Here is a 25,152-nt window from a genome sequence, read left to right on the forward strand (position 1 = left end):
GTGTATTGAGGATCAATCATCATCACCGTGACCACCATGATCATCGCCATGATCATCGGAATCGTCATCGCCTTCATCCCCAGAATCATCCGATGCACCATCGTCATCCGCGTGTTCATCTTCCGATTCAAGCTCTTGTCCATTGTAGAACTTGACTTGGACTTGTAATGTTTTAATGTTTGGCAATTGAAGTGCCTGTGCGACTAACGTTAATAATTCCTCTTCCGTCATCGATGGCGTGACGAGAAGGCGGTCTTTTAACGTCGCGACATCAGTGATGCCAATCTCATCTTTAAAACGGAGTTCTTTCCGTTGGTGTTCATTACTGTAGCGCCACTCGAACTTTTTCTTGTTCGTATCCGTTACTTTAATCATGATCCGCTTGAGTTCTTGATTATTTCGAACGCCGTCATGATCCGTATCTTCCTGATCATCTCGTGTTCCATCCTGATCGCTATCGGCTTTTGTTGGATCAGAACCGAGTTCAAACTCATCTTCGTTGATAAGCGTATCTCGATCCCGGTCTTCTTCATTGTCTTTGATGCCGTCACGATCTGAATCATTTTTCAGTGGCTGCGTACCCACGATGAATTCTTCTCGTGTCGTCAATCGATCTTTGTCTTGATCTTCTTTATCATCAGAAATACCATCTTGATCGGAATCCTTCTTCAACGGATTTAGATGCGCTGTGTATTCTTGTTGATTCGTAAGTAAGTCGCGGTCCGAATCCTCTTTCCCATCCTTGATTCCGTCGCGGTCCGAATCCGATTTTGTTGGGTTGAGGCGAAGTTGATACTCTTGTGCATTCGTTAGACCATCGCGATCGTGATCTTTTGTTGCGACTTGTTTTCCATATCCCAAATGATATTGTTTTTGCCAAGCATCTGGAATCCCATTTTTGTCTCGATCGACTTGCACGACAGGCTTTTTCTTCGCTTTACTTTTTGCTTCGACAGGTCCGACTGCTTGCGAGACGACGAGTGAAGCAAGTACTGCGCCAATGACGATTCGTTTCATGATTCCACTCCTGTTCTAAAAAATAAAAGATGCGGTTATAAGAAGATTCTAATGAATTGATTAGAAAATAAGTCGAGTGTTTCGTGAAATGAGTAAATAAAAACTAAAAATAATGAAATACTACATAAATTTATTTCTGATTAAAAAATATTTTAAATAAAAAATGTAAAAGGATAAAACCATTTATGAACTCCATACGTTATCTATGTGAAGTCCAAAAAATTAAAGGGGTGTTCATAAGATGAAGATGAAAAAGTCGTATCTCGCTGTTCCGCTAAGTGCCGCATTGTTGATTCCAGCAGCAGGTGTCAGTGCACATGGTCATGAGGACCATAGTAAAATGTCTCATAGTTCAGGAAAAGTCTCACTAGATGTCTCCTCTCCAGCATCGGATCTGCGAGCGACACTCGATCAAATTCTATCTGAACACGCATATCTCGCAGTCGTCGCGATGCAAAAAGGAATTGATGGTAAAAAAGATTTTGAACAAGCAGCCGGTGCCTTGAATCAAAATACGGATGATTTAGCGGCAGCTGTCGGTTCTGTCTACGGTGACGATGCAGGAAAAGCGTTTAAAGATATCTGGTCGAGCCACATCGGTTACTTCGTCGATTACGTCAAAGCGACTGGAGCAAAAGATGAAGATGCTAAACAAAAAGCATTGAAAGATTTGGATGAGTACCGTGTCGAGCAGGCTGCATTCCTTGATAAAGCAACAGGCGGGCGATTGAAAGCAGCAGATCTCGAAGAAGGGCTCAAAGTCCATATCACGCAATTGTTAACATCGTTTGATAGTTACGTTGCTGGTGATTATGACGCTGCCTACAGCAATCTACGTGAAGCAATCGAGCATATGTATATGGTCGGAGAAGGATTATCTGGTGCGATCGTTGATCAGTATCCGGACAAATTCAAAAATACGAAAGTCGATACACCAGCAGCCGATCTTCGTGCCGGGCTCAACCGGAACTTCTCAGAGCACGCAGCGCTTGCGGTGCTCGCGATGCAAAAAGGAATTGACGGTGCAAAGGACTTTGACGCGGCAGCCGGTGCCTTGAGTCAAAATACAGATGATTTGTCGGCTTCAATCGGTTCCGTTTACGGCAGTGAAGCAGCACAACAATTCAAGAAAATCTGGTCGAGCCATATCGGCTACTTCGTCGACTACGTCAAAGCAACAGGTGCAAAAGATGATCAAGCACGCGACATGGCTGTAAAAGAACTCGATGAGTACCGTGTCGAACAAGCTGCATTCCTCGATGCAGCAACGGAAGGTCGTTTAAAAGCAAAAGATTTGGAAGAAGGACTAAAGGTCCACATCGACCAACTCTTACTCGCCTTCAATAGCTACAATGAAAAAAATTACGACAAAACGTACCCAGCGATTCGTGAAGCGTACGCGCATATGTACGGCGTAGGGGAAGGAACAGCGACAGCAATCGTCGATCAGTTCCCAGATAAATTCAAAGGTGCACCATCTGGTATGCCGAACACAGGTCTCGGTGGTATGCAAGCAGCATCATCGACGACAGGTATCGTGTGGTCATTGCTTGGTATCGCAGCAGCATCGATCCTTGGATTGGTCGCACTCCGTCGTCGCCCGCAACAATAAAGGACGACCCGCTGGAAACAGCGGGTTTTCTTATACACATCAAGCAGAAAGGAGGTAAACGACATGCGTATCATCCGATTTGCACTTCTATTTCTGATTTGTCTATTGCCTGTCTCGGTCGAAGCACACACGAGTCTCAAAAGTTCCAATCCGGCAGAAGGAGCGGTGTTATCAAAGCCCGTCGATCGAATCCGCTTGACGTTTAGTGAGGCTGTCGAAAAAACGAGTACCTTACGTGTAGTGGACGCGAACGGTGTCGAACAGTCGCTTGCGAAACCGCTCATCATCGGGAATGAACTCAGTGCCGTCGTCTCGAAACCATTGCCAAAAGGACAGTACACGATTAAATGGGCATTGATTTCAGATGATGGTCATCCCGTGAAAGGAGCGATCGGATTTACAGTGATGGGTGCCGCGACAACTGAAGCGAGTACAGTCGAGAAAGCAGAGCCAATGGAAACAAAGGCAGCGGTCGTCCCAGAAGCTGAGCCTGTTTCAAAAGGACTCGTTCCGACGCTGCTTCCTTGGATTGTTGGTGGACTATTAGTCAGCATCGTCTTACTTCTCTTATTTCGTCGTCGTTCGACATGAGTGCATTTCTAGGAGAACTACTTGTCTACATGGGTGGAGCGATTTGGATGGGTTATCTGGTGTTATGCTTCATCTCAACGAAACACAAACCGCCATTAATGGATGGTACGTCATGGGCGGTAGCGGGACTCGGAATGCTTGTTCTTGGAACAAGTATCCCGGTCATCGGTGCCGTTCGTTTTCTGCTTTCGACGCAAACGATGACGGGGGCTCTACGAACGGGGTTACTTTTGCATATCGGTCGGATGTTTCTTGTCGTTTACTTCGCTGTCTTACTCCTATTGATCGTACTTGCTTGGCGAAAACATCGGTCCGTCCTACTCGCACTCTTGACGATCCCGATATGGATTGGCATTGCAGGAACGAGTCATGCCGCAGCGAAATACGGGGCGCTTGGGTGGACGCTTCAGTTCAGTCACTTCTTATGTGTGACGGCTTGGATCGGTGTTGTGTTTTGGGTAGCTGTTGGTGCCCGTTCGACCGAGCATTGGTCCGCCTTTTTAAACTGGTTCAGTCCGTTTGCTCGGATTGCTTTTACCGGTGTCATTCTGTCAGGTCTGTTGCTGATGCAACTGGCGATTCCGCTTGAACGTTATCCGAATCTATGGGGCGTGCCATACGGTCAAGCCATGTTGCTGAAGCATCTTTTGTTGTTGCCGCTTTTGTTCTACGCCTTTTGTAATGGCACGCTTGTCCGGCGTCGGTTACGTTTCGACTCGACATACGATCCGCGTCCGTTACTCCGGATGGAGAGTATTATTTTAATCCTTCTGTTCATGGCAAGTGCATCACTCAGTCGTTTGGAACAACCGACGTTAGGTCAACTACCGGTCAGTGGTCCAGCAGGGGACGGGTGGGTCTTGATGATTGGGATTGCCACCTTACCACTGCTCTTACTCGGATTCAGGCGACATGCATTGGGTGTCTTGCTGAGCCTTCTTAGTGTCAGTCTGATCTACCTTGGACTACTTGCGACAGGGTGAACACGAAAAAACAAGGTAGCGGAACTATCTGCTACCTTGTTTGTCGTGGTTTTATTTTGTCGAAACGGCGCAATTCGTGGCCTTCGCAAGAATCTTCGAATAGGCCCGGGCGCCCTTAATATTCAAATGAACACCATCTGCTTCAAAATAGGATGGGTGTTTGACAGCAATAGCATGCCAGTCGATCAGTTCGACCCGTTTCCGTTTTGATGCCTCTCGTAACATCTGATTGACTTCTGCTTCCCACGGGCGTGGCACCCGTGCTGTCACGAGATAGATGTGATCGGCATTTGCAAATTGGTCGAGTAAGCTATTCAACTGATCTTTGCGGAAGCTGCCGTTCGTTCCAAGATGGAGGATGACTTGGCGTCCATGTTGATTGTACGACGCATACTGCTCACTTAGCGGAATCGCTTCTCGTAGCTGTCGACCGAGTTTCGCATCAATCGTCAGTTGTTTGAGTGTACTGCCGAGATAATCTTCGACACCGAGCAGGACGGAGTCACCGATCGCAAGCGTCGGTCGACAAATTTTTCGTTGATCAGGTTTTGCTTTCGGTGTCGTCGGTTTGAGGACCGGTTTCGGTTTTTCTTTTGGCGCCGCTATCTTATGGAAGGCGGGTTCTGGCTTCGGTGTATCGGAAACAGCAAGAATCGATAAGTTACCAATGAAGCTGACGATAAGGATCGTCAACATGGCAACACTCGCCCACTGTACCGTTGAGAACTGACGTAACTGTTGCGGATGTAGCGATAAACGCTTCAAGTAACCAGACAGTCCGTGTTGACGAATCGGACGCTCGATGAAGCGATACGACGCTTCTGTTAACGCAACAAGAATAACTATGATCAATATAGTCCGTAGTACCGAGAATGTTCCAATTTGCTCGACCGGTGTCAGCAACGTGATGACGGGAAAATGCCATAGATATAAGCCGTACGACCGTTTGCCGATCGCAATAAGTGATGGATGCGCAAACCAACGACTCCAAATCGACGCTGGATGGGCGATCGTAGCAATCAATAGGGCGGCAAGGAGCGAAACGATGAAAAAGCCACCGCGGTATAAAAAGCTTCCGAACTCACTCGTGACAACCATCAGTAAAAGTAAGAGTGGCAACGTGACAGCACCTGTTTGATTCAACAATCGAACACCACGTTTTGGGATATCAATCTTAAAGCGGGTCGGTTGCCACGCGAACGCGAGCAAGCTCCCGATCAATAAGGCGAATAATCGTGTATCGGTACCGTAGTAGACACGACTCGGATCCTCACCCGGTGTGAATTGAATCGCCATCGCGAGCACGGATGCGCCGATCGCGACACCAATCAATTGAAGGAACAGGCGACGATTTTTCATGCCGAACCAAAGTAGGATCGGGAATAGTAGGTAGAACTGTTCTTCGATCGCGAGCGACCAAAGGTTTTGAATCGGTGACGGTTTCCCGAACGACTCGAAATACGAAACGTCATGGAAGATATACCACCAGTTCGTTCCGTAAATAAGCGCAAAGGCACTATCTTGACGAACCGTGTGTAACAACTCGCGTTCAAAGACGGTTACATATCCGAGAACGAGTAACAGCATGACGAATAGAGCTGGGAACAAACGACGGAAACGATGAATCCAAAACCGTTTCAAATCGAGGCGCCCGGTCGTTTGCCACTCGCGTAACAAAAGACCAGTAATCAGGTAACCGGATAGGACGAAAAAGAGATCAACACCGAGGAAACCACCAGAGAAGAATGAAACAGATAAGTGGTAGAGAATGACAGACAGGACAGCGAAAGCACGTAAGCCGTCAAGCCCTGGCATATATGTAATCGAACGAGACGAGGATTTCATAAGACACGAACAACTCCTTTAAAACGACAACTAATTTCTAACAGTCTTTAGTGTATCGAATTCCAATTTCAAAGAAGTGTCTAAGAAGTAACAACCTAGCCCAAAAAAGCACCCGACGAGAGCATCGGATGCTGACTTACGAATGACGCGGAAAACGACACGTGACGGAAAAGTGTTTATCTGCTGAAGTGAGCTGGACACATCCGTGATGGCGCGCCATGATTTGTTGAACAATCGACAGATCGATACCGGAACCGCCGGAAGAACCGCGATGCGTTAGACGTTCCGAACGGCGTCAGTCACGCGTTTAGTTCCTCTAGCGTATAGATCGTTTCAATCGCATTCGAGCAAATCAGTTGGATGCCTTGTGCTCCTTCTTTGATTGAAATCCGAAGATCACCGATTCCGTGAAGTGTTTCTTTTAAAGAAATCTAACATGAAAACCCTACTTTCCGTTGAGTATAGCATGTAGTATGCACGTCGTCCCTTTCGAAAACAGGAGGAGAATTCTTAACTGAATCTTAAACATATCAATGCCTGATTTTCGGCGACATCGTAACTGGACAAGCCGTTATACTAGAGACAAAGGAGGGGAAAGCGATGGAACACCACACGTATTATGAAGCACTCGTTCGACGAGACGCGACGTACGAAGGAACGTTTTTTGTTGGGGTCAAGACGACCGGTATTTTTTGCCGTCCGACGTGTCCAGCGCGAAAACCGAAGGCGGAGAACTGTGAGTTTTTCGAGACGGCGCAGGAGGCATTGCTTGCCTCTTATCGACCGTGCAGACGGTGTCATCCGCTCGCTTATCCCGGCGATCACGGTACGATTCAACGCTTGATCGAAGCAGTCGAGGCGGAACCAGATAAACGGTTTAAAGAAGCTGATTTCCGAGCACTTGGTTTGGACGAATCAACAGCACGGCGCCAGTTCAAGAAACGCTTCGGGATGACGTTCGTTGCTTATGCTCGGGCACGGCGGATGGGGCTAGCGATGAAGGAGATCCGGACCGGAAAGCCGGTCATCGAAGGGCAGTTAGTAGGAGGCTATGAATCAAGCAGCGGTTTTCGTGAAGCGTCAGCACGGATGCTCGGGGAAGCACCGTCACGTTTTGACGGACAGGTCTTGCGCGCAAAATGGCTTGATACACCACTCGGTTCGATGCTTGCGATTGCTGATGAACAACACTTGCATCTCCTTGAATTCGTCGATCGACGGGGACTTGAGCGGGAAATTGAACAATTGCGTCAAAAAGCGCGTGCTGTCATCGTTCCCGGTGAGTCACCCATCTTTGAACAGATTGAAGGGGAGCTCCGTCGTTACTTCAAAGGAGAACCGGTCTTGTTTCAGACGCCATTGATGCGGTACGGAACGTCCTTTCAACGCCGCGTCTGGGAAGAACTTGAACGGATTCCGAGTGGCAAGACGATCTCGTATCAAGAACTGGCCATCCGAATTGGTCAACCAACCGCTGTTCGCGCTGTCGCACGAGCCAACGGAGCAAATCAACTAGCAATCATCATTCCATGTCATCGGGTCATTCGAACGAATGGAGATTTAGGTGGATACGCCGGGGGACTTGCACGCAAGGAAACATTGCTCAAACTGGAGCGTACACGGAAGGGACTAGATATAGGATGAGTTTGATTAAAGATGTGTTTTCACCGAGTTGGCTCGATGAATTAGAAGAAGCGGTCGATGTATCAGATTTTCGCAGACGAGTCGAACGCAAGGACTGGGAGGAGCTTGCGTTTAAACAACGCGTCCGTCGTGTTACGGAGACGCTAGAATCCGTCCTGCCACCGTTTCCGGACTCGGTGCCGGAGCTAGAGCGGCTCGCACCGCAGTTTACCGGACTACCGGGAATTGTTTTTCCCGAGTATGTCGAGCGGACAGCAACACTCGTTGACTGGACACTTGCGTTAGAGACACTCGCTAAATTGACACCGTATTCGACGTCTGAGTTCGCTGTCCGGCGTTTTCTACTCGCTGATCAAGAGCGTTATCTCGAGCAAGCACTCATGTGGGCAACATCAGACGATGAACATGTTCGGCGCTTAGCGTCGGAAGGGACACGACCGCGTCTGCCATGGGGACAAGCGATTCCAAGTCTGATTGCTGATCCGCGACCGGCGTTACCGGTTCTTGACGCGTTACTACAGGATCCGTCACTCTACGTCCGAAAAAGTGTCGCCAATCACTTGAACGATATTTCAAAGACACATCCGGAATATCTGATTGAGCGGATCGAACGTCACTTAGGAACAGATCCGAACACGGACTGGATTTTGCGCCACGCCTCCCGGACGTTACTCAAACGCGGAAATCCAGAAGTCTTACAGTTATTCGGACACGTTACGCAAGGTGAGGTCGAGATTACAAATTTAGTCGTCTCGCCGGTTACGATTGGCGGAGAGCTCGACTTCTCGTTCACCGTGACGAGTTCTGTTCCACAACGTTTACGCTTGGAGTACGCGATCGATTACGTCAAACAACGCAGAACGAGTCGGAAGGTGTTTCAACTGCGGGAGCGGGAAGTTAAAGGTGTCTTACAAGTCGAACGACGCCAATCGTTTCGGAACATGACGACGCGCGTTCATTATCCTGGTACACACACATTGACGATTTTGATTAACGGAGAGGCTTACGCGACAGCAACGTTTGAGGTCGAGGAGGAGAGCTGAATGCAAGGACGGCATCCGGATTTTAAAACGTCACGATTATTTGTCGAAGCAACGGATGAAGAATCGGGTTGTAAGTGGACGCTACATGCGTTACGTGAGAAAACGATCGTCGGAACGATTATCTTCACTTGGAATGCATCCACCGGAACCTTACGTTACACGACGACTGATGAGGACGATCAGCACGGGTACATCACGGAAGCACTGGCATCGATTTTGTCTTATCTCGCACGGACGTTATTACTGAAGCGTGTCTATAGTGAAGCGGGCAGTGAAACGGTCTGGCGTCGGAATGGATTTCAGTTGCAGGCGAATCGATATGCACGCGAACTTCATCATTAAAGCCCCGTCTGCTGAGCAGAACGGGGCTTATTTGTGATTAGACCGTTGTTTTCGACCAGTTGAAATGTTCGCAAATCGCTTCAGCGCTTTCACGCGCACTTAACTGTTCCGTATCAAGGAAGAGATAATTGACGTCCGGTAGTTCGCCTGGCAGCGAGCGTGTCCGGTATCCGTCCGCCGTCTCGCGTAAGTCTTGTTCAGAAGCGGCGAGGTCACGCTTCGTTACTTTGTGCGTCAATCGGTTTTCGGTCGTGTTCCGGTGCAGACGGGTTGCGACCGGCGCATCCAGTTCAACGATATAGACGTCAGCACCTGCTTGTTCGAACAACTCAACCGTTTCTTCGATGAACTCGAGACCACCACCTTCGACGCCGAATAGACAGACGAATGTAAACAGAACACCTTCAAGCGAACTGTTCGCCATTTCCTTGAACATCTCGCGCCGAATCGTATCTTTTAAGCGGTGATGGGCGGGTTCAGAGAAATCAAAATAAGGCAATAACAAGTCGATCGTCTGGTGGTTATGGAAGACTTTCATCTCCGTCAACCGTTCGATTTCCTGACCAATCGTCATCTTTCCGACTGCTTGGGGACCAAGTAACAAGACAAATTTCATGGACGAACCTCATTTCCTTTTTCTGCTAAGAATAGCACATTCCGATGAGTGACATCACTAGAACGTTTGTTCGTAATTTGGTATAATTCAGGTATGAAGTCCCGTCGTGTCCTTGTCTGAAGGAGGACAACTATGCAAGAGCAATGGAAGGCCGTCATCGGCTATGTAGGTATATATGAAGTCTCGTCACTTGGTCGCGTAAGGTCGCTTGATCGGACGATCGTGACGTGTCGCGGCGTCCGACAACGCCGAAAAGGTGTCTTGCTCCGACCGCGGCTCAATCGGGAAGGATATCGGAAAGTCACGCTCTATCAACGGGGGCGAGGAGAACGAGTGCAGGTCGGTCTACTCGTTGCGCAAGCTTTTCTGACGGTTGACGTTACGGAAGCGCGACTCGTCCGACGCAACGGTAAACGAGCTGACGATCAGTTATCGAACTTGGACGTGTTGCCTTCATTTGATCAGCAGTATACCGAACTACTTGGTGAGTTTGATCTCTTATTAGAACAACATGTGACACTGTCATCATTCCAGATTCGAGCGATTCGCGCCCAATATGAAAAAGGGAAGACGATTCGTCAACTGGCGGAGCAGTATCAGGTGACGGAGAACAGGATTCGCAATATCATCGATAAAAAGGAAGCACGTTATATCGGCTGAGAACAGAGGAAAAGAGCGCTTGCCAGGAATGGCAGGCGCTCTTTTTGTTAAGACGACGATTCGCTCGAGCGAACGGTCTGTTGCAACGAACTGATCCGTGACTCGAGTACCGCGCTATGTGTCTTCAATTCCGTTTGCTGAATGACGTGGTGTTGCATTTGATCCCCGAGTACTTGGCTATAGGACGAGAGCTCTGACATCAACTTTTGGACAGATTGTAGATGCTGTTGCATATTCGACTGGACTTCTGCGACGATTTGACGTTGGTGTTCAACGGTCCCCAGTGTCGTCTCGATCGTCGTCGCTTCAGTCAGCATCTGTTGCAAGTGCTCTGTTGCCGTCTCGAGCTGTTGTGACGTCGAGAGAAACCGTTCCGTCATCTGCGAGAGCGCTTGTTCGACTTGAGTGAGCCCTGCCGTCCACGTCTGATTGACCTGACGGATGTGGTCCGTACTCGTCCGGATATCGATGGCTAGTCTTTCGACTTCCTTGGCCACGACCGTGAAGCCACGACCGGCTTCGCCAGCACGAGTTGCCTCGATCAGCGCATTCAGCGATAGGCGGCGCGTCTCTTCAGCGACACGCTGGATGTGGGAAATCGAGGTCTCCATCTGCTGCTGTAGATGTGAGGTCTGTTGCAAGATTTGCTCTGTCGTCGCGGATTGTTCCTTCAGCAAGTGGCTTTCTTGTTGTAATGTCCCAAGTGTCGTGTGATTCGTCTGAACAGTCTGTTGAAAACGAGTTACGGCACGTTGGCTGTTCAGAAGTGTCGTTTGCATTTCGCTTAACGCATCGTGTCCTTGGGCAGTCAAACGTGTGGAGGCGATGATCGTCTGATTCATCTGCGTCGATTGCGCAAGTAAGGAACCGGCGACTTCATCGACGGCATGCACCGACTGATCCATCGCGGATAAGTGCGATGAAAAGTGGGGTTGGACGGATTCAAGTTCCTGACTGGCTTGTTGCATTTCGGTCGTCAAATCCCCAATCTGTTGCATCAATTGATTGTATTGAAACGTGAGCTGTTGTAACTCAAGGGTCGTTGTTTTGAGCGTTAACGGACGATACGATCGCTTCGCATGGGCTTCTTCAATCTGTAGAGCGAGTTTCGATAACGGTGCCAGTTGGCGTTGAATTTGCCAGCGGATCAAGAGGCTGATGCTGACAAGTGTGATCACACTCACCCAGACGAGTGTCCAAGCTAAATCTCGAGCAGGGGCGATTAATTTATCACGGTCGGTCGTCAGTAAGATGACGTCATCGAGTTCTGGAATCGTCATCGCGACAAGAAATTGGTCTTGATACGAAAAGGTATATGTACGGTCTGTTTTTAAGTGCTGTAGTAGTTGTTTTCGTTTTGCCGGTTCGAGTGTCAACGGTCGGAACGCCTCACTCGTGTTCAGGCTTTGAAAGCGAACCGTGTAGTCGTCACGTGATAAGTCGGTTCGCTGTTGCTGTTGCAATCGTTTAATGGCACGCGTACGGTCTGTTGCGTCATTCGGATATGCGAGAAACGTTGCCCGGACGTTCGCATCAAACATCGTTAATTCACGCATCAGCCGTTCCTCAGTCGCTGTGACGGATTGTTGGTACGAGGCGTAAACGCTTAGACCACTGATCACGATCAGTCCGATGGCGACGATCGGAATCAACCATCCATTTAATTGTTGTGCCAGTAATCGTTTTTTCTTTGGCATAAAATATCTCCCCCCGTATTCCTATCGGGAGGAGATAGCTCAACATGTATGAAAGCGTTGTACGACTTGTGTAAAGGTCTTGTGAATCTAGTTCACGTAAATCGGAAGGACAGTCGCAAGATGTGTCATAAGTGCTTGTGTCTCTTCTTTTGGTTCAGACGTCACATAAATGATCAACGCAGCAGCAACGATGACAAAGATGGCAATGACAAGAATGATGAAGAACGGCATCTTACTTTTTCGTTTTTCGGCTTGACGGTCCATGAAAGATTCCCCCTTAATAATGTATACGATAGGTATATTTAAGGGATTCCCTGTTCATTACTTTAAAAACACGACAACTGTTCGGTAATGAAAAAAATACTGCCTTGTCTGACGAGAGCGGTGGACAGGGCAGTATATTACGGTCAACTAAGGAGAGACCAGACATCATATCGTTCAAAATCAGCCAAAATATTTGGAGCGATCAACTGACGGATCATTTCTTCGTCCGCCCAGAGATAAGCGTCGTGTTCTGCGGATAACTGAACACTCGTCTGGTTCGTCGAGCAGACGTACATCAACAAAATGATTTGTCGATCGGGATGCGTTAGGAAGCTCGAGGCATAGAGTAGACGCTCTGGCGTAACCGTCAACTGTGTCTCTTCTTTCATCTCGCGAACGAGACTGTCGAGCGGCAATTCACCGAAGTCGATCTTTCCACCTGGACATTCCCATGTTCCGCCGCCGAAGTCAGCGACAGCCCGGCGGACGATCAGGAGACGTTGCTCGTGAATGATGATGCCTTTGACGGCAGGGACGATCGCCGTCATCTGACGGGACTCCGCGATAACACGACGGGATCGGTTCCTTCTGTTTCAATCAGGTACTGATCGCACAGATAGATCCCGCTTGCGTCGGCAAGTCCGAAGGCACGAGCCGTGCCTTCTTCCGTAAAGGATTGCACGAGGTGGGCGGCTTCGCCCCACGTCTCGTAATGCACACAGACGACCGCGTCTTTCAGCAGGGCAAGACCAGGCAAGCGAAGGCGTCGATTATCGCGTTGGTCAATCTCCGGAATCACGCACCGTTCAGGCGAAACGAGGGCACCGGCAGAAAAGCCAGCGACCGGAACACCGTTTACGAAACGCGACTGGATGATGTCACCAATCGGTGTCGCGACCAAGTATTGCTGATACAATTCGGTCTCGCCACCGGAGAGGATGATGCCCTGACACTGCTGTAGTTGCGCGAGTTGTTCGTCCGTTGGTGCGTCAGACAGTGGTAGATGGACGAAGGACGCAATACCCTCTTCCTGCAACGCTTCCGTATAGATCGAGGCGTAGGTCACCCAGTCCTTACCAGTACGTGGGACATACAGAATTGCGACCGGACCATCATTCGTTAATGCAGCAAATCGTTTTTGCAAATTTGGTGTAAATGGAGGACCGCCTCCAAATAAGAATAAATGAGTACGCATGAAGTTATCCCTCCAACCGTGTAATAGAAAAAGTATAGCAGAAATCAATCAATTGGAAATATGCTGGTAGAATGATTGTCTGCGGAACCACGTGTGATGTTGTTTCCGTTCTTGAAAGAGAACGAATAGTACGAAGGCGATGACGAGACCGCGTCCGATCCATGGTAAGACGAGAAGACCGTAGTTCATCGCAGTGAACAGCTGGAGCAAGAAGCGGCGCTTACTCGGATCCCGCAGATACGTGAGCAGTGGGAGTTGCTGATGCGTTTGCTTGAATAGTCGCAGATGAAGGAAGGGTCGCTTTCGATGAGACGGCTTCGGTAAGGCACCGTTCAATTCAAGGACGGTCGCGGGTAAACTCGACTGTCGTTTCGTTGACAACAGAATGTCCTCCGTTAATCCGTCCTCACGCTGTGACCAGTGCCGGACATGAAAAAATCCGAACAGTAACACACCCAGTGCGACAACGAAGAGAACAGGGTGCGGTTGAAGCCACAGCAGGAGCAACAGGGAGATGCGTCCTGCTGCCAGGAAGAGATGGCCGCTCCATTTCCGCAAGAACCGTTGCCCAGATAATCGGTATGTCCAGAAGCTAAAGAAAGGTTGGAGTAAAGAAAGCGCGAGACTAGTCAGCAGTACGGTGATACTAGATTGGTCAAACCGGATGCGATGTAACGGAAAACAGAGTAGATGTAATCCGGCAGTCATTAGAAAAATCCGCAAAAAGTGATACCGAATGGAATACCACTTCATTCGAACGATCGCTCCAGGAACCGGTTTGAAGAAGAGGCGATCTGCCGGTTCGAACCAAGCGTAAAAAGCGGGCAGGAACCCATACAGCATCCAACCGAGTAAGATCCAAGCGACCGGAACGGTTTGGACCCAGTCCGCTTGACCATTTAAGATCTGAACTGTCTCATAGATGAGGAACAGACCGACTGGAACGACAAGATACAGCAAGATCGTCCAGTCGAAGATTTCTCGAAAGAAGCGACGCTGTTCCGCGTGTCGTCGACGTATCCGTTGCTTCAAAAAGGTTTCAATCATGCTCGAGCACCATCGCTTCCATGATGTCGAACAAGCGAGCGCCTGGCTGACCGGAGGCTTCACCGATTTGAGCGAGTGTTCCTTGATGTTTGATGCGCCCTTGATCAATCCAGACGAAGTCGTCACACAGACGTTCCGCGGAATCAAGGACATGGGTGACGAGCAGAATCGCCACGCCACGCGTTCGTTCTGCTTCGAGTAAATGTAACAACCGAATCGTTGCGACCGCGTCGAGACCAACGAACGGTTCATCGATGATCAGGCAGTCGGCGCGTTGCATCAAAGCGCAGACGAGCATCACCTTCTGTTTCATTCCTTTAGAGAAAGAAGAGACATAGTCACTCGTGACAGCATGCAGTTCGAACGTCTTTAAGAGTCGTTCCGTGTAGGCATGATCTGTCTCGTGGAGTGAGGCGATCAGCTCAAGGTGCTCGGCGAGCGTCAAATATTCGTAATAGGCCGGCTGTTCCGGAATATAGGCAAGTGAGACTGGTAAATCGATTTCTCCTTCGACCCAAGGTAGCGTACCGAACATCGCTTGAATCGTCGTACTTTTTCCCGCACCGTTTGTACCGATCAAACCGGTGATGGATCCAGGGTGTAAGGTAAACGCAATCTCTTGTAAGACAGGTTGACCGACGTCATAACCGGCTTGTTGAATGGATACATGCATGTGAAACATCTCCTTTCACTACATCTACTGATAGAAGGAGAATAATGTTTCACAGCAACAGAAATCAGCAGAACCATAGTAAAAAATGTAACGGGTTAAAAATAACAAATGGGCTATAATGGAAATATCAATTTTAGAGGATGATCACGTTGCAAACAGTCGAACGGATTTATTTCCGAGAGTCCGGCATGGGGAGAGGACAGACTTTTTGGTGGGATCGCGCAAGTCGGACGGTTCGTGCGGAAGATGAGGAAGAAGTATTAGCACCATGGATTCCGCATGGATTAATTTTACCTGACGAAATGGATCCGTTGCTTATAAACCTGACGGAAGAGGATATCTATTTGATCGACATGTGGTCAGATTTGTTCGATGTCGAGAAATGGCGGGAATACTCGGATCCTGAAAGTCTTACGATGATGGACGGAACGGATTGGGAAATTCATGTGACGACAGAACACGGTACAGAAAAAGTGTCACGTTCAAATGTGTTTCCACCAGGGTGGGAGATGATTCGGGAACTCTTATACGGTTACTATGATGCCGGGAGTAACCGAGAAGATGAAGAAGGAGAGGGTGAACAATGAAACGAGCACTATTGTACTTGATTCCGTTTGCTTGGCTTGGACCTTACCTCGACTGGAAAGAGGGTTCGATACTAGGGTATGCCTTATTTTTATTTGGACTTGGTGTTCTGTCGTATTCACTTGCGCGGAGTGGGAAACCGAAATACATCGTCATCGGCAACATGGCTTCGTTTGTAATTTCGTACGCGATTGCACTCAGTGTAGGGGAAGGATACGGCGAAGGATACTTCAATCCATTGACAGTCAATCAACTGGTTCTTGGAGTGAGTGTCTTGAATCTGGTCGTACAAATACCAATGGTGATGAATGCGATTCAAAACAAAGTCATGAAAAAAGAGTTAGGTGAAGAGGCCAGATAGTATGTAGTCACTCTAAGTAGAAAAAACGCTACGCAACGAGTGCGTAGCGATCAGATTACACGAGTCCTAAGATCTCGACTTCGACCAATGCACCTTTTGGTAGTTCCCTCACAGCGATACAAGAACGTGCTGGGAAGTGATCATGTGGTGCGAAGTAATCGGAGTAGATCGTATTAAAAGAAGCGAAGTGTTCCATGCTTGTTAAGTAGCATGTCGTCTTGACGACGCGGTCAGGTGTCAGTCCTGCTTCTTTCAGGATGGCATCGACGTTTCGCATGACTTGTTCCGTCTGCTCCGTGATTCCGCCTGGTACAAGTTCACCTGTTGCCGGATCAATCGGGATTTGACCGGAAGCATAGAGTGTTCCGTTTGCGATAAAGCCTTGCGAATAAGGACCGATCGCAGCAGGGGCGTTTGTTGTGTCGATCTGTTTGAATGTAGACATGAAAAGAACCTCCTCTTATAAAATACATATGTACGACACCGAGTGATTCGACTCGGATATCCCTCAACCCTTCAAAGGAGTGAATTGATATGCCACTTTATCATAAATTAGTTCGAGACGCGATTCCAAACATCATCGACCAAAACGGAAAAAAAGCGACGTTCCGAACGCTGAACGAAAATGAATTCCTAGTGGAAGCGAAAAAGAAATTGCATGAAGAACTGGCTGAATACGAGGAAGCAACGACGGAAGCAGACGCTGTCGAGGAGTTAGCTGATTTACTGGAGCTCATCCAAGCGTTAGCGAAGACACATGGCGTGACAGTCGAGGAACTGGAAGCCGTCCGAACGAAGAAACAGCAACAACGCGGCGGATTTGAAGAACGCCTCTACCTGATCGAGGTCGAAGATTGATCCCGGAAGCGAAGCTGACGACGCATCACTTATATGACTCACTCGTCGAGGCAATTGATCAGGCGGAGGAAGTCTATATCGTCGCAGCGTTTGCCCAGAAGTCAGGCGTCGCCTTACTCGTCCCGGCATTTCGTCGCGCCTTGCAACGAGGAGCCGAGATTCGGCTGTTGATTGGCGATTATCTACATATCACCGATCCAGAAGCATTGGCGCAGTTGCTTGCGCTGGATGGGTTGTCAGTTCGCTTTTATCGGTCAGGCGGACGCTCGTTCCATCCGAAAGCGTATCTGTTTCGAAACGCAGAGACTGGCTTATCAATCGTCGGTTCGTCGAACATCTCGAACAGTGCACTTCGGTCTGGAATCGAATGGAACGTCCATCTACCACAAGCTGTCGCTCCACAGATCCTTGATGATGCGATTGATGCCTTCATGGATCTTTACCTCAGCGAATCGGCAGAAGAACTGAATCCGGTTGTCTTAGATGCTTATCGTCAAGAGTACGCGGCACGTCAATATGTCGCGGAACCAGAAGTCGAGTATGACGAAGGAACAGTCGTCGTTGCACCAGAAATCCTGCCACACCGGGTGCAGGAAGAAGCGCTGCACGCGTTACGGGAAACGATGGAAGAAGGACGGACACGTGCATTGGCAGTGCTTGCGACTGGATTAGGGAAGACCTATCTGAGTGCGTTCTTTGCGGGAGACTTTACACGAGTCCTATTCCTGGCACATCAAAAAGAACTATTAGTGCAAGCAGAGCGTTCGTTTCAAAAAGTCAATCCGGCTTGGCAGACCGGCTTTTATATCGGTAGTGATCGGACCGTCACGGAGACGACAGAGATCGTCTTCGCTTCCGTCCAGACGTTGGCGCAAAAGCGTCACTTGGACCGTTTTGCAACGGATCAGTTTGATCTCATTATTGTTGACGAGTTCCATCACGCGGCAGCAACGAGTTACCGAAAAATCATTGATCATTTCACGCCTCGTTTCTTACTTGGTCTGACGGCGACACCAGACCGGATGGACGGTGCGGATGTCTATGCGATCTGTCACCATAACGTTGCTTTCCAGATGCATTTCACAGCGGCGATTGCTGAAGGCTTTTTAACACCGTTTCACTATTACGGTATTCATGACACGATTGACTATTCCCAGATTCGACGAATCGGTAGGACCTATGATGCGTCGCAGCTCGAGCATCGACAACTTGATCGTGAGGTCGCAGATAATATCTATCATTCATGGGAGAAACATCGGCAAACGAAGACGATTGGCTTTTGTTCGTCGATCAAGCAAGCGGAATATCTGGCGCAAGTATTCCGGGATAAAGGAACGACGGCATTTGCACTGACAGGGCAGACGACGAATCGCGCGCAATATATGCAAGCATTCGAGCAGGGCGAGATTGACGTCCTTTTTACCGTCGATTTGTTTAACGAAGGTGTTGATATTCCGAAAGTCGATACACTCCTGTTCTGTCGTCCAACTGAGTCTGTCGCCATCTATACGCAACAAATCGGACGCGGCTTACGCTTGGCACAGCACAAATCGCACTGCGTCATCATTGACTTGATTGGGAACTATCGCAACGTCGAAACGAAGCTGAAGCTGCTCGGAACGATGAAAGAGTCGTTCAAGCGAGGGGAAACAGAACCGATTACGCCACCACCTGGCTGTGTGATTGAGTTCGATACGCGGGCACTGGAATTGATTCATCGACTCCGGCAACCGAGTCAGCGGAAGTTACGATTGATTGAGCAATACGAGCAAATCAAATACGAACTCGGACACCGGCCATCGTATGTTGAGATTGGAGAATATGCGGCAGTTTCGCAAGGCTATAAACAAGAATGGGGTTCTTACGTTGGTTTCTTGAAGGAGCATCAGGAGTTATCAGACGAAGAAATCGAAGCGTACGACGCAAATCGTGAATTGATTGAGCAGGTCGAAAAGACAATCATGAATCGGAGTTATAAGATGGTCGTCTTGCTAGCGATGCTTGAGCGGGGAGAAGAGCGCTGGATGGAGCCGATTACGGCCGAAGAAGTAGCACCATTCTTTTATGAGTACTTGCATGCGGAGAAGTATCGGGAATTGAAGGATGCGCAAACGGCTGAGTTAAAAGGACCATTTGATGCAGCAAAAGTAGAACGGTTATTGAGGAAAATGCCGTTTCCGAAGATGGGGAAGCCATTTACATTTGATGGAGACGTGTTATCAATCGCAAGCCAAACATCAGGACGGGAACTATTTAACGTCATAAAAGACATAATTCATTTCCGATTGCACATGTATTTTTCGAATTAATGGATTAGACACGCTATGAGCTGAATATAACAAGAAGCAAGGGAGAGAACATAAATGGCGATATATAAGTATTATGCAGTACTGACAAAAATAGAAGAAGATGAAGGGTTTAGTGATGAAGGTAATGATGGATACGATGTTTCTTTTCCAGATTTAAATAATGTATTTACGTATGGAGAGACGTATGAACATGCACTTTTCATGGCGAAAGATGTTTTAGAATTAATGTTAGAGAGTATGTTGACGCATGGAGAAACGTTTAATAATCCATCTACATTACAGCAGTTAAATCTTAATGATTCAAAAGAAGCTCATATCGAATTGATTGAAGTGGATGTAGAACCGCGACCCGATTCAAAATTAGCGACACCAGACTCTTATTTATTGAAGTATGTGGATGCGAGAAATAAAGACGTTGAGATTGGCTTAGATAGTAAATTTTTGATGGAGTCTATTACTCGCGTACTGGATGCAGGAGGAACAATCATTTCTCTAGGTGATTATGATATGGATGAAGATGAGGTGTTTTATACAGGGCGGGTCGTAAAATGACACTAATATAAGATGAATAAAGATATGATTACTCGCTTCATAAATTAAATAAAAAATTCATCTAGAAAAAATAGTGAATTAATAATCTGTAATGAAGGTAGAAGAACGCTATTTTTAACGGAAATTCTATTATTGTGTAAGGAAATATAAAAAAGACTTTCCGTATTTTTTATCGGAAAGTTTTTTTATTTCTTTTAAGGTGTTACCTGCAATATTGAAGATGATACACTAGCATATTTCGCTAAATCTTTATTCAAAATAGTCGTCATCTCTATTTGATGCTCATTTGCTTTTTCTGTCGTCCACTTCTCTTCACTAGATATCGTTATGGTCTGCATAATCGCTAATTTTAGACTCTGTTTAATTAGATTTGGATAAGAGTCGATTTTACTGAGCGGAGATAAATTCGAGAATTTCGAGTTTCCGGAAATCGTTATTAAAGCTAGGTTACCTAAGTTATGCAAATCACGGTTATCCCATTTCATTCCGTCAATTGGATGTTGTGGGTAGAAGTGCTCGATAGAATTTCTGAACTGGAACTGCCAGTCATCATTTAATGGAGATACGAGTTGTTTGTTCTTATATGAGTAGCCATCACGGAAGATTAAATAATCTAGATAAGAAAAAACTATTCGTTCTATTTCAAACCCTGATTTCGTTTCATAATTAGATTTGCTGACTTTCTTACAGCAGTACTGCTCGAGTAATTTAATGAGATTCGTTGATTCATCATTTAGTAATTCAGAAAGGACTAGTGATATCCAGTGCATAGTTTTTGGAGAAGTGTAGGTGATACGCAAACAAGATTGAAGTGTTCTTAATTTTTGATTCTGCTTTTCACGTTTCAGTGTTCCAACATACGCTGGTTTATCACTTTTTCTTTTTGTATCCCGGTACTTTTCTAACCGTTGCAAAGACCACTTACCTGTTTCTTTATAATCTTTGGCAAATTCACGTTTTACAATGTACTTGTCATACAAGACACGACATTTCAACAAAGTGAACAAAAAGTACTTGGCGTTGTCAGGACTTGTCCAAGACCATTCTAAAGTTTGGAGAAAGTGTTTGTCGTCCAGACTAGGGTTTGAGTTAATATCCTTTAAGACAGCATTCACCTGTAGTAAGAAATTAGGGAAAGAGATGGTTGATTCAAACCGCTCATTTTCATCTTCAAGTTCTTTGCTCTTCGTGTCCGGTGTTTTGCTGCTATCGAGAATAGAAAGTAACGGTTTTTTAGATTGTGAAGTGCTCTTTTTGTTATCGATTTGATCAACGATCGTATTAAAACTCTCAATTTTAGATTGAAGACTACTCCAATTATGGGTGAAGAGAAGCTTTCTGTGATTTGGATCAAAATTCATTTGTACGTAAGAATTCATATTTGAACAAGTGTCCCAAATCATTGCACCAACGTGTTTATCTTGATCGGTTTTAAGCACTTCGAGTAATTTTGCTTTTGCGATTTCGTGAAGTTCTAATTGCTCACCACGCGTATTCATAATCTCGAAGTAATGATTTAAATCAATATTTTTTGGAACTTGGACTCGAATCAAAAAGACGGATTCTAGTTTTTTAGCAAATTTTTCTTTATTGATCGGATTCGTTTCGAAGTAATTTTGAATGATATGATAACCGTTTAAAATTTCAGCGGAAGCTAATTCTTCTGGTAATGTGTTTGCATTATCAGTACTAAGATGAGCGAGTGTACGATTTGATGTATCACGCGCTTCGAAGCGAAGGGCCTCTTTTGAAAAAGAAAACTTTAGATAGCGTTCAAGTAAATACAAAGTCGTTAAACGTTGTTGACCATCAATGACTTCATAGACGTTGTTGTCGGTCTGATTAACGATTAGATTTCCGAGGAAATATGTCTGGTCTTCATCATCAAGAATGGCACTATCAATATCCTCGATCAACTGGAGGATTTGAAGTTCGTTCCAGGCATAATTCCGCTGATAAATCGGAACCGAATAATTAGTATTTACGAATACATTTGCTACTGGTATGACTTTCAGATTATCGCTCATGTTAGCACCATCCATTCAAGGAAGAAAGTTTGTCATACACTGTTTGGTATTTCTTTTTGTTTTTTAAATCGACGGCTGGTTGCTCTATTACATATAAATCTAATTCTGTCGGTGTATTCATTTCACTGATGATCGTAAAAATACCGAGTCCCACGTTGAGACGTTCATGCTTACCTATTGCGTACTTGTTAGTCGTTTCCTGATAGACAGCATTCATGACTAATCGGAGAGAGTAACTCCAAGTATAAAAGTAATCGAGTACCGATTTATTCAAGCTTTCAATCCCAAAACGATCAGCAAAAAATAGCAAGGAGCATTCAAACAATTGCATGATGTAAGTATCACCGGTTCCTTTACGTGGTATTTGATTTTCGTCTTCTGCATAAGACTGTTTAATGAGTTTCTGAATTTGTTCTAATAGCTGTCCATAATGAAGGATGTAGTCAAAAAAACGCTTTCCGGCAACTAACGGTTGTGTCAGTTGGAACTGATTCAAAGAATTTGAAGCGAGCAGTTCGTGATGACCATTTTTATTAAATTGTTCTATGAACAAGTTACTAGCTTTATGGTATAACGCATAATTGTAGACATGCGTGGCGTCGATTCCCTTGAAAGCGTCAATTTTACTCGTGGAATAACCGAGACCATGTTTTCCTTTATACCATTGAGTTAACGGATATAAATAGTTTTTAAATAGATTACTCAAATCCTCTTGATTGACAGCCTCCCAACGACTAATGACATTCACCTTTTGTGATTCATCTTCGGCTGTCATTTCACGAAGATGATAAGATTTGAGGAGATCATGAGGGGCTAACGCTTTTCCTCGTGAATTTTGAGAATCAAAAAATTGAAAAGCTTCTTGTTCCTTATCTGTGACGATTTGAACGGTTGTGCATTTTTCTAAAAGATAATTTTTAAAGTGAACTTGTTCATCAGAGTTTAACTCATTCGTTTTTCTAGAAAGAATGCTGTGATTCGTTAGTATTGCATTTGTAGATAGCTCAGAATACTCTTCTTGCAATAATGATTGATCTGTATCACCTAGACAATAAAGTAATATCGAAAGGGTAGTGAGTCGTTGTTGACCGTCAACGATATTGTATGTATTACTTTGATCTTTTTGAAGAATGACAGACCCCAGACGATATTCATCTAAATCATTCTGAAATGCTTCATAAGTATCGATGAACAAAAGATTCGTTGAGCGTGCACTCCATTTATAAGGTCGTTGATATGAAGGAATACGGAGAGGAATATTGAACAAATCACGTAATGGAAGTATTTCTAGCTCGTTTGTTAGTAAGGTCATTAAGAGTCTCCTTTATTTTTTTCTTTTAATTATACCTATTTTTTACATATATACCTCTTTTTTATTATTTTATGTACTATAAAGATGAAGTATCAAAAAGTGAAGCGAAAATGATTTGAGGAGTGTACAGTATGAAAGCTAAACTTTATCTAATGGAAGGGCTCCCGGGCTCAGGCAAAACAACAACAGCTGAAGCATTAACTTGTCTATTGCAAAAGGAACAAATCAATACACGCCTTCATATCGAAGGTGATCTCAACCATCCTGCGGATTATGAGAGTGTCGCTTACTTAACGATGGATAAATGGACAGACTTTCAAAGCAAGTATGCTTCACTCGATGTCTTACGATTTACTGAGGTGTTCAATGACTACGTACTGATATCGTATCGTCAGTGGCAGTCAAAACAGGATATTCCTGAAGCAGCACTTACATTTCTCCAAGCACATGATATCTATGAACTACCGTTCGAGTCATATCAGTCATTGATCTTTAAAAAGTGGGAAGCGTTCGTCGCTCAAGCGTTAATGACGGATACAACATATGTTTTTGAGTGCTGTTTCTTGCAAAATCCATTGACGATGGGGCTCATCAAATACGATTTACCGGAAGCGACGTTGCGAGCGTATATTGAACGCATAGCGACGATTATCGCACCGTTACAACCCGTTCTAGTTTATGTTGATCAAACGGATGTAGAAAAAAGCTTCCGTAAAGCATTAAACGAGCGTCCAACAGAATGGGCGGATGGATTTGTATCCTATTACACAGAGCAAGCATATGGTGTGAATCATTCGTTATCAGGAGTGGAAGGGACGATTGCGATTTTACAGGCGCGGCAAGTACTGGAGCGTCAGTTATTAGAAATGCTTCCGTTCAGAGTAGAGAGATTCGGAAATGAAGATTTTTCAGAAAAAGTGAGATGTACTTACTTAAAAGAAATCCTTACGAGAAATGATCATGTACAATTTCAGTGAAGTTAACGGTTAGACTATAAAAACGTCATGAGGAGAATGAAGAATGATAGAAGTTCTAATTTCAGGAACGATGAAAGCTTTCTCAGTTTATCAAGGAGTGAAGCAAAAGAAAGAAATCGTAAATAAGTTAATCGATTTAGAGACAGAACAAGCGCGCTTGTTTGATATGTTCGAGAACGAAATCAAAGCAATTCAAGAAGGGCCATTTTATGGGGGTTAACTTACTTAGAACAATCAGTCGATGATCATAGGAGTCCAAAGGATTCTAAGAAAATGTTGAAGCATGCTCTTCAAGAATTTATTAAAGCCTATGGTGTACAGCGTGCAAAATTTAGAAAAACAGCTTTCGATATTCATTTTACTGGATTCATTCAGTCTTATATTAGTATTACTTGGCTTATGTTAGACTCTCCGAAAGATGCGAAAAATTGGATTGAGAAGTCTATTGTTTCATTACAAGAGGGACAAAGATTATTTACAAACGACATTTCTAATCTCACGACAGAAATATCAGGAATTCTGTTAGAAGAGGATACATATAATCGTAAGTTAAATGATTCGATTGTTTATGCTGGATTAGACTTTTTCTTTGGAAATGCGACTTTAGAAGAAAAAAAGCGAAAACTACCTGAATACAATGCATTAGTCGCTCGATATTCTAAAGCGCAATCTGAAAGCTGTAAATACATGATTGAAATGACTGAACTGAATAAGCAGATTGAAATTGAGTTATTAACTTATGAAGAGTCTAAAAACGAAGCAACAAATAAAATGAAAGGTTTGATTGGATCAGTTTCAGGATTAGTTAATTTGTCTAATGAAGAAACTATAAAAGAGGTGCCTGTGAAAATCGAAAAAACAAGCCGTGCGGCAGGTGTGTTCAATAAATTTAAAAAGTAAAAAAGTCTGATGTATTTGAAGTGAAGAGGCAATTCCGATGTT

Annotated in this window: 27 protein-coding genes; 15 read left to right on the forward strand and 12 right to left on the reverse strand. The window is 45.6% G+C overall.

Translation table 11 applies throughout. From position 1 onward, the window contains the following. Positions 1–12 precede the first annotated feature (12 nt). On the reverse strand, positions 13–1,017 hold the full coding sequence (locus tag ACN9MT_RS01665) for a hypothetical protein (protein ID WP_426272646.1): 1,005 nt from the start codon (positions 1,015–1,017) through the stop codon (positions 13–15). Between the two features lie 241 nt (positions 1,018–1,258). Here ACN9MT_RS01665 and ACN9MT_RS01670 point away from each other — a divergent pair, with 241 nt between their 5' ends. The 3 genes from ACN9MT_RS01670 (at position 1,259) to ACN9MT_RS01680 (ending at position 4,203) form a co-directional block, all read left to right on the forward strand. After that, the gene (locus tag ACN9MT_RS01670) at positions 1,259–2,629 is read left to right on the forward strand and encodes a copper amine oxidase (protein ID WP_426272647.1); all 1,371 of its coding nucleotides are present in this window, start codon (positions 1,259–1,261) and stop codon (positions 2,627–2,629) included. A gap of 63 nt (positions 2,630–2,692) precedes the next feature. Next, on the forward strand, positions 2,693–3,220 hold the full coding sequence (locus ACN9MT_RS01675) for a copper resistance CopC family protein (protein ID WP_426272648.1): 528 nt from the start codon (positions 2,693–2,695) through the stop codon (positions 3,218–3,220). 47 nt (positions 3,221–3,267) lie between these two features. Beyond that, on the forward strand, positions 3,268–4,203 hold the full coding sequence (locus ACN9MT_RS01680; protein WP_426272649.1) for a copper resistance D family protein: 936 nt from the start codon (positions 3,268–3,270) through the stop codon (positions 4,201–4,203). Between the two features lie 51 nt (positions 4,204–4,254). Here ACN9MT_RS01680 and ACN9MT_RS01685 read toward each other — a convergent pair whose 3' ends face one another. Further along, positions 4,255–6,048: an acyltransferase family protein gene (locus ACN9MT_RS01685; RefSeq protein ID WP_426272650.1), complete on the reverse strand. Its 1,794-nt coding sequence runs from the start codon at positions 6,046–6,048 to the stop codon at positions 4,255–4,257. Positions 6,049–6,648: 600 nt separating this feature from the next. On the opposite strand from ACN9MT_RS01685, the gene ACN9MT_RS01690 reads away from it, so the two are divergent. From ACN9MT_RS01690 to ACN9MT_RS01700, 3 genes are read left to right on the forward strand one after another with little or no spacing between them, the layout of a single operon-like run. Continuing rightward, positions 6,649–7,692: a bifunctional transcriptional activator/DNA repair enzyme AdaA gene (locus tag ACN9MT_RS01690; protein ID WP_426272651.1), complete on the forward strand. Its 1,044-nt coding sequence runs from the start codon at positions 6,649–6,651 to the stop codon at positions 7,690–7,692. Continuing rightward, positions 7,689–8,735, forward strand: coding sequence for a DNA alkylation repair protein (locus ACN9MT_RS01695; RefSeq protein ID WP_426272652.1), 1,047 nt, complete (start codon positions 7,689–7,691; stop codon positions 8,733–8,735). The genes ACN9MT_RS01690 and ACN9MT_RS01695 overlap by 4 nt, the downstream gene beginning before the upstream one ends. Then, positions 8,736–9,077: a GNAT family N-acetyltransferase gene (locus tag ACN9MT_RS01700; protein ID WP_308102198.1), complete on the forward strand. Its 342-nt coding sequence runs from the start codon at positions 8,736–8,738 to the stop codon at positions 9,075–9,077. Positions 9,078–9,114: 37 nt separating this feature from the next. Here the strand turns inward: ACN9MT_RS01700 and ACN9MT_RS01705 are convergent, their stop codons facing one another. After that, the gene (locus ACN9MT_RS01705; protein WP_308102197.1) at positions 9,115–9,693 is read right to left on the reverse strand and encodes an AAA family ATPase; all 579 of its coding nucleotides are present in this window, start codon (positions 9,691–9,693) and stop codon (positions 9,115–9,117) included. A gap of 132 nt (positions 9,694–9,825) precedes the next feature. Here ACN9MT_RS01705 and ACN9MT_RS01710 point away from each other — a divergent pair, with 132 nt between their 5' ends. After that, positions 9,826–10,353, forward strand: a complete 528-nt coding sequence (locus ACN9MT_RS01710) for an NUMOD4 domain-containing protein (protein ID WP_052019130.1) — start codon at positions 9,826–9,828, stop codon at positions 10,351–10,353. A 47-nt stretch (positions 10,354–10,400) separates the two neighbouring features. On the opposite strand, the gene ACN9MT_RS01715 is transcribed toward ACN9MT_RS01710, so the two are convergent. From ACN9MT_RS01715 to ACN9MT_RS01740, 6 genes are all read right to left on the reverse strand, one after another. Then, positions 10,401–12,050 (reverse strand): methyl-accepting chemotaxis protein, encoded by a 1,650-nt coding sequence (locus ACN9MT_RS01715; protein WP_426272653.1) that lies wholly within the window; start codon positions 12,048–12,050, stop codon positions 10,401–10,403. 87 nt (positions 12,051–12,137) lie between these two features. Continuing rightward, positions 12,138–12,314 (reverse strand): hypothetical protein, encoded by a 177-nt coding sequence (locus ACN9MT_RS01720; protein ID WP_023466867.1) that lies wholly within the window; start codon positions 12,312–12,314, stop codon positions 12,138–12,140. A 143-nt stretch (positions 12,315–12,457) separates the two neighbouring features. Then, the gene (locus ACN9MT_RS01725; protein ID WP_035411230.1) at positions 12,458–12,862 is read right to left on the reverse strand and encodes an NUDIX hydrolase; all 405 of its coding nucleotides are present in this window, start codon (positions 12,860–12,862) and stop codon (positions 12,458–12,460) included. Continuing rightward, positions 12,859–13,509, reverse strand: coding sequence for a Type 1 glutamine amidotransferase-like domain-containing protein (locus ACN9MT_RS01730; protein ID WP_426272654.1), 651 nt, complete (start codon positions 13,507–13,509; stop codon positions 12,859–12,861). The genes ACN9MT_RS01725 and ACN9MT_RS01730 overlap by 4 nt, the downstream gene beginning before the upstream one ends. 48 nt (positions 13,510–13,557) lie before the next feature. Beyond that, positions 13,558–14,556: an ABC transporter permease gene (locus ACN9MT_RS01735; RefSeq protein WP_426272655.1), complete on the reverse strand. Its 999-nt coding sequence runs from the start codon at positions 14,554–14,556 to the stop codon at positions 13,558–13,560. Then, on the reverse strand, positions 14,549–15,229 hold the full coding sequence (locus ACN9MT_RS01740) for an ABC transporter ATP-binding protein (protein WP_426272656.1): 681 nt from the start codon (positions 15,227–15,229) through the stop codon (positions 14,549–14,551). Before ACN9MT_RS01740 ends, ACN9MT_RS01735 begins: the two co-directional genes overlap by 8 nt. A 149-nt stretch (positions 15,230–15,378) precedes the next feature. Between ACN9MT_RS01740 and ACN9MT_RS01745 the strand changes: the two genes are divergently transcribed. Next, the gene (locus ACN9MT_RS01745; RefSeq protein WP_426272657.1) at positions 15,379–15,816 is read left to right on the forward strand and encodes a hypothetical protein; all 438 of its coding nucleotides are present in this window, start codon (positions 15,379–15,381) and stop codon (positions 15,814–15,816) included. After that, a complete protein-coding gene (locus ACN9MT_RS01750) occupies positions 15,813–16,175 on the forward strand; it encodes a hypothetical protein (protein WP_290748156.1) in 363 nt (120 codons plus the stop codon). The genes ACN9MT_RS01745 and ACN9MT_RS01750 overlap by 4 nt, the downstream gene beginning before the upstream one ends. A gap of 55 nt (positions 16,176–16,230) precedes the next feature. On the opposite strand, the gene ACN9MT_RS01755 is transcribed toward ACN9MT_RS01750, so the two are convergent. Then, positions 16,231–16,620 (reverse strand): RidA family protein, encoded by a 390-nt coding sequence (locus ACN9MT_RS01755; protein ID WP_035411216.1) that lies wholly within the window; start codon positions 16,618–16,620, stop codon positions 16,231–16,233. A gap of 89 nt (positions 16,621–16,709) precedes the next feature. On the opposite strand from ACN9MT_RS01755, the gene ACN9MT_RS01760 reads away from it, so the two are divergent. From ACN9MT_RS01760 to ACN9MT_RS01770, 3 genes are read left to right on the forward strand one after another with little or no spacing between them, the layout of a single operon-like run. Further along, positions 16,710–17,033, forward strand: a complete 324-nt coding sequence (locus ACN9MT_RS01760) for a nucleoside triphosphate pyrophosphohydrolase (RefSeq protein WP_035411213.1) — start codon at positions 16,710–16,712, stop codon at positions 17,031–17,033. Beyond that, entirely contained in the window at positions 17,030–19,342 is a 2,313-nt protein-coding gene (locus ACN9MT_RS01765; protein ID WP_426272658.1) for a DEAD/DEAH box helicase family protein, read from the forward strand. The genes ACN9MT_RS01760 and ACN9MT_RS01765 overlap by 4 nt, the downstream gene beginning before the upstream one ends. 54 nt (positions 19,343–19,396) lie before the next feature. After that, a complete protein-coding gene (locus ACN9MT_RS01770) occupies positions 19,397–19,894 on the forward strand; it encodes a type II toxin-antitoxin system HicB family antitoxin (protein WP_375092214.1) in 498 nt (165 codons plus the stop codon). A gap of 194 nt (positions 19,895–20,088) precedes the next feature. Here the strand turns inward: ACN9MT_RS01770 and ACN9MT_RS01775 are convergent, their stop codons facing one another. Beyond that, on the reverse strand, positions 20,089–21,921 hold the full coding sequence (locus tag ACN9MT_RS01775; protein ID WP_426272659.1) for a DUF262 domain-containing protein: 1,833 nt from the start codon (positions 21,919–21,921) through the stop codon (positions 20,089–20,091). A 1-nt stretch (position 21,922) separates the two neighbouring features. Then, complete coding sequence (locus tag ACN9MT_RS01780; RefSeq protein WP_426272660.1) at positions 21,923–23,233, reverse strand: DUF262 domain-containing protein; 1,311 nt, start codon at positions 23,231–23,233, stop codon at positions 21,923–21,925. A 131-nt stretch (positions 23,234–23,364) separates the two neighbouring features. On the opposite strand from ACN9MT_RS01780, the gene ACN9MT_RS01785 reads away from it, so the two are divergent. Genes ACN9MT_RS01785 through ACN9MT_RS01795 form a run of 3 tightly spaced genes read left to right on the forward strand, consistent with a single transcriptional unit; the run spans position 23,365 to position 25,110 of the window. After that, positions 23,365–24,210 (forward strand): hypothetical protein, encoded by an 846-nt coding sequence (locus tag ACN9MT_RS01785; protein ID WP_426272661.1) that lies wholly within the window; start codon positions 23,365–23,367, stop codon positions 24,208–24,210. 43 nt (positions 24,211–24,253) lie between these two features. Then, entirely contained in the window at positions 24,254–24,430 is a 177-nt protein-coding gene (locus ACN9MT_RS01790) for a hypothetical protein (protein ID WP_426272662.1), read from the forward strand. A 53-nt stretch (positions 24,431–24,483) separates the two neighbouring features. After that, positions 24,484–25,110 carry a hypothetical protein gene (locus ACN9MT_RS01795; protein ID WP_426272663.1) on the forward strand — a complete coding sequence of 209 codons (627 nt, stop codon included), beginning with the start codon at positions 24,484–24,486 and terminating at the stop codon, positions 25,108–25,110. Positions 25,111–25,152: the final 42 nt, after the last annotated feature.

The organism is Exiguobacterium sp. R-17 (assembly GCF_049913315.1).
Lineage (GTDB): Bacteria > Bacillota > Bacilli > Exiguobacteriales > Exiguobacteriaceae > Exiguobacterium_A.

Bases quoted from the DNA above. Each gene is read 5' to 3' on its own strand.
- ACN9MT_RS01735 (WP_426272655.1), bottom strand. From the start codon at position 14,556: ATGATTGAAACCTTTTTGAAGCAACGGATACGTCGACGACACGCGGAA.
- ACN9MT_RS01750 (WP_290748156.1), top strand. From the start codon at position 15,813: ATGAAACGAGCACTATTGTACTTGATTCCGTTTGCTTGGCTTGGACCT.
- ACN9MT_RS01760 (WP_035411213.1), top strand. From the start codon at position 16,710: ATGCCACTTTATCATAAATTAGTTCGAGACGCGATTCCAAACATCATC.
- ACN9MT_RS01740 (WP_426272656.1), bottom strand. From the start codon at position 15,229: ATGCATGTATCCATTCAACAAGCCGGTTATGACGTCGGTCAACCTGTC.
- ACN9MT_RS01670 (WP_426272647.1), top strand. From the start codon at position 1,259: ATGAAGATGAAAAAGTCGTATCTCGCTGTTCCGCTAAGTGCCGCATTG.
- ACN9MT_RS01690 (WP_426272651.1), top strand. From the start codon at position 6,649: ATGGAACACCACACGTATTATGAAGCACTCGTTCGACGAGACGCGACG.
- ACN9MT_RS01790 (WP_426272662.1), top strand. From the start codon at position 24,254: ATGATAGAAGTTCTAATTTCAGGAACGATGAAAGCTTTCTCAGTTTAT.
- ACN9MT_RS01770 (WP_375092214.1), top strand. From the start codon at position 19,397: ATGGCGATATATAAGTATTATGCAGTACTGACAAAAATAGAAGAAGAT.
- ACN9MT_RS01700 (WP_308102198.1), top strand. From the start codon at position 8,736: ATGCAAGGACGGCATCCGGATTTTAAAACGTCACGATTATTTGTCGAA.
- ACN9MT_RS01775 (WP_426272659.1), bottom strand. From the start codon at position 21,921: ATGAGCGATAATCTGAAAGTCATACCAGTAGCAAATGTATTCGTAAAT.
- ACN9MT_RS01680 (WP_426272649.1), top strand. From the start codon at position 3,268: ATGGGTTATCTGGTGTTATGCTTCATCTCAACGAAACACAAACCGCCA.
- ACN9MT_RS01675 (WP_426272648.1), top strand. From the start codon at position 2,693: ATGCGTATCATCCGATTTGCACTTCTATTTCTGATTTGTCTATTGCCT.
- ACN9MT_RS01710 (WP_052019130.1), top strand. From the start codon at position 9,826: ATGCAAGAGCAATGGAAGGCCGTCATCGGCTATGTAGGTATATATGAA.
- ACN9MT_RS01705 (WP_308102197.1), bottom strand. From the start codon at position 9,693: ATGAAATTTGTCTTGTTACTTGGTCCCCAAGCAGTCGGAAAGATGACG.
- ACN9MT_RS01720 (WP_023466867.1), bottom strand. From the start codon at position 12,314: ATGGACCGTCAAGCCGAAAAACGAAAAAGTAAGATGCCGTTCTTCATC.
- ACN9MT_RS01665 (WP_426272646.1), bottom strand. From the start codon at position 1,017: ATGAAACGAATCGTCATTGGCGCAGTACTTGCTTCACTCGTCGTCTCG.
- ACN9MT_RS01695 (WP_426272652.1), top strand. From the start codon at position 7,689: ATGAGTTTGATTAAAGATGTGTTTTCACCGAGTTGGCTCGATGAATTA.
- ACN9MT_RS01715 (WP_426272653.1), bottom strand. From the start codon at position 12,050: ATGCCAAAGAAAAAACGATTACTGGCACAACAATTAAATGGATGGTTG.
- ACN9MT_RS01725 (WP_035411230.1), bottom strand. From the start codon at position 12,862: ATGACGGCGATCGTCCCTGCCGTCAAAGGCATCATCATTCACGAGCAA.
- ACN9MT_RS01780 (WP_426272660.1), bottom strand. From the start codon at position 23,233: ATGACCTTACTAACAAACGAGCTAGAAATACTTCCATTACGTGATTTG.
- ACN9MT_RS01795 (WP_426272663.1), top strand. From the start codon at position 24,484: ATGTTGAAGCATGCTCTTCAAGAATTTATTAAAGCCTATGGTGTACAG.
- ACN9MT_RS01755 (WP_035411216.1), bottom strand. From the start codon at position 16,620: ATGTCTACATTCAAACAGATCGACACAACAAACGCCCCTGCTGCGATC.
- ACN9MT_RS01785 (WP_426272661.1), top strand. From the start codon at position 23,365: ATGAAAGCTAAACTTTATCTAATGGAAGGGCTCCCGGGCTCAGGCAAA.
- ACN9MT_RS01730 (WP_426272654.1), bottom strand. From the start codon at position 13,509: ATGCGTACTCATTTATTCTTATTTGGAGGCGGTCCTCCATTTACACCA.
- ACN9MT_RS01685 (WP_426272650.1), bottom strand. From the start codon at position 6,048: ATGAAATCCTCGTCTCGTTCGATTACATATATGCCAGGGCTTGACGGC.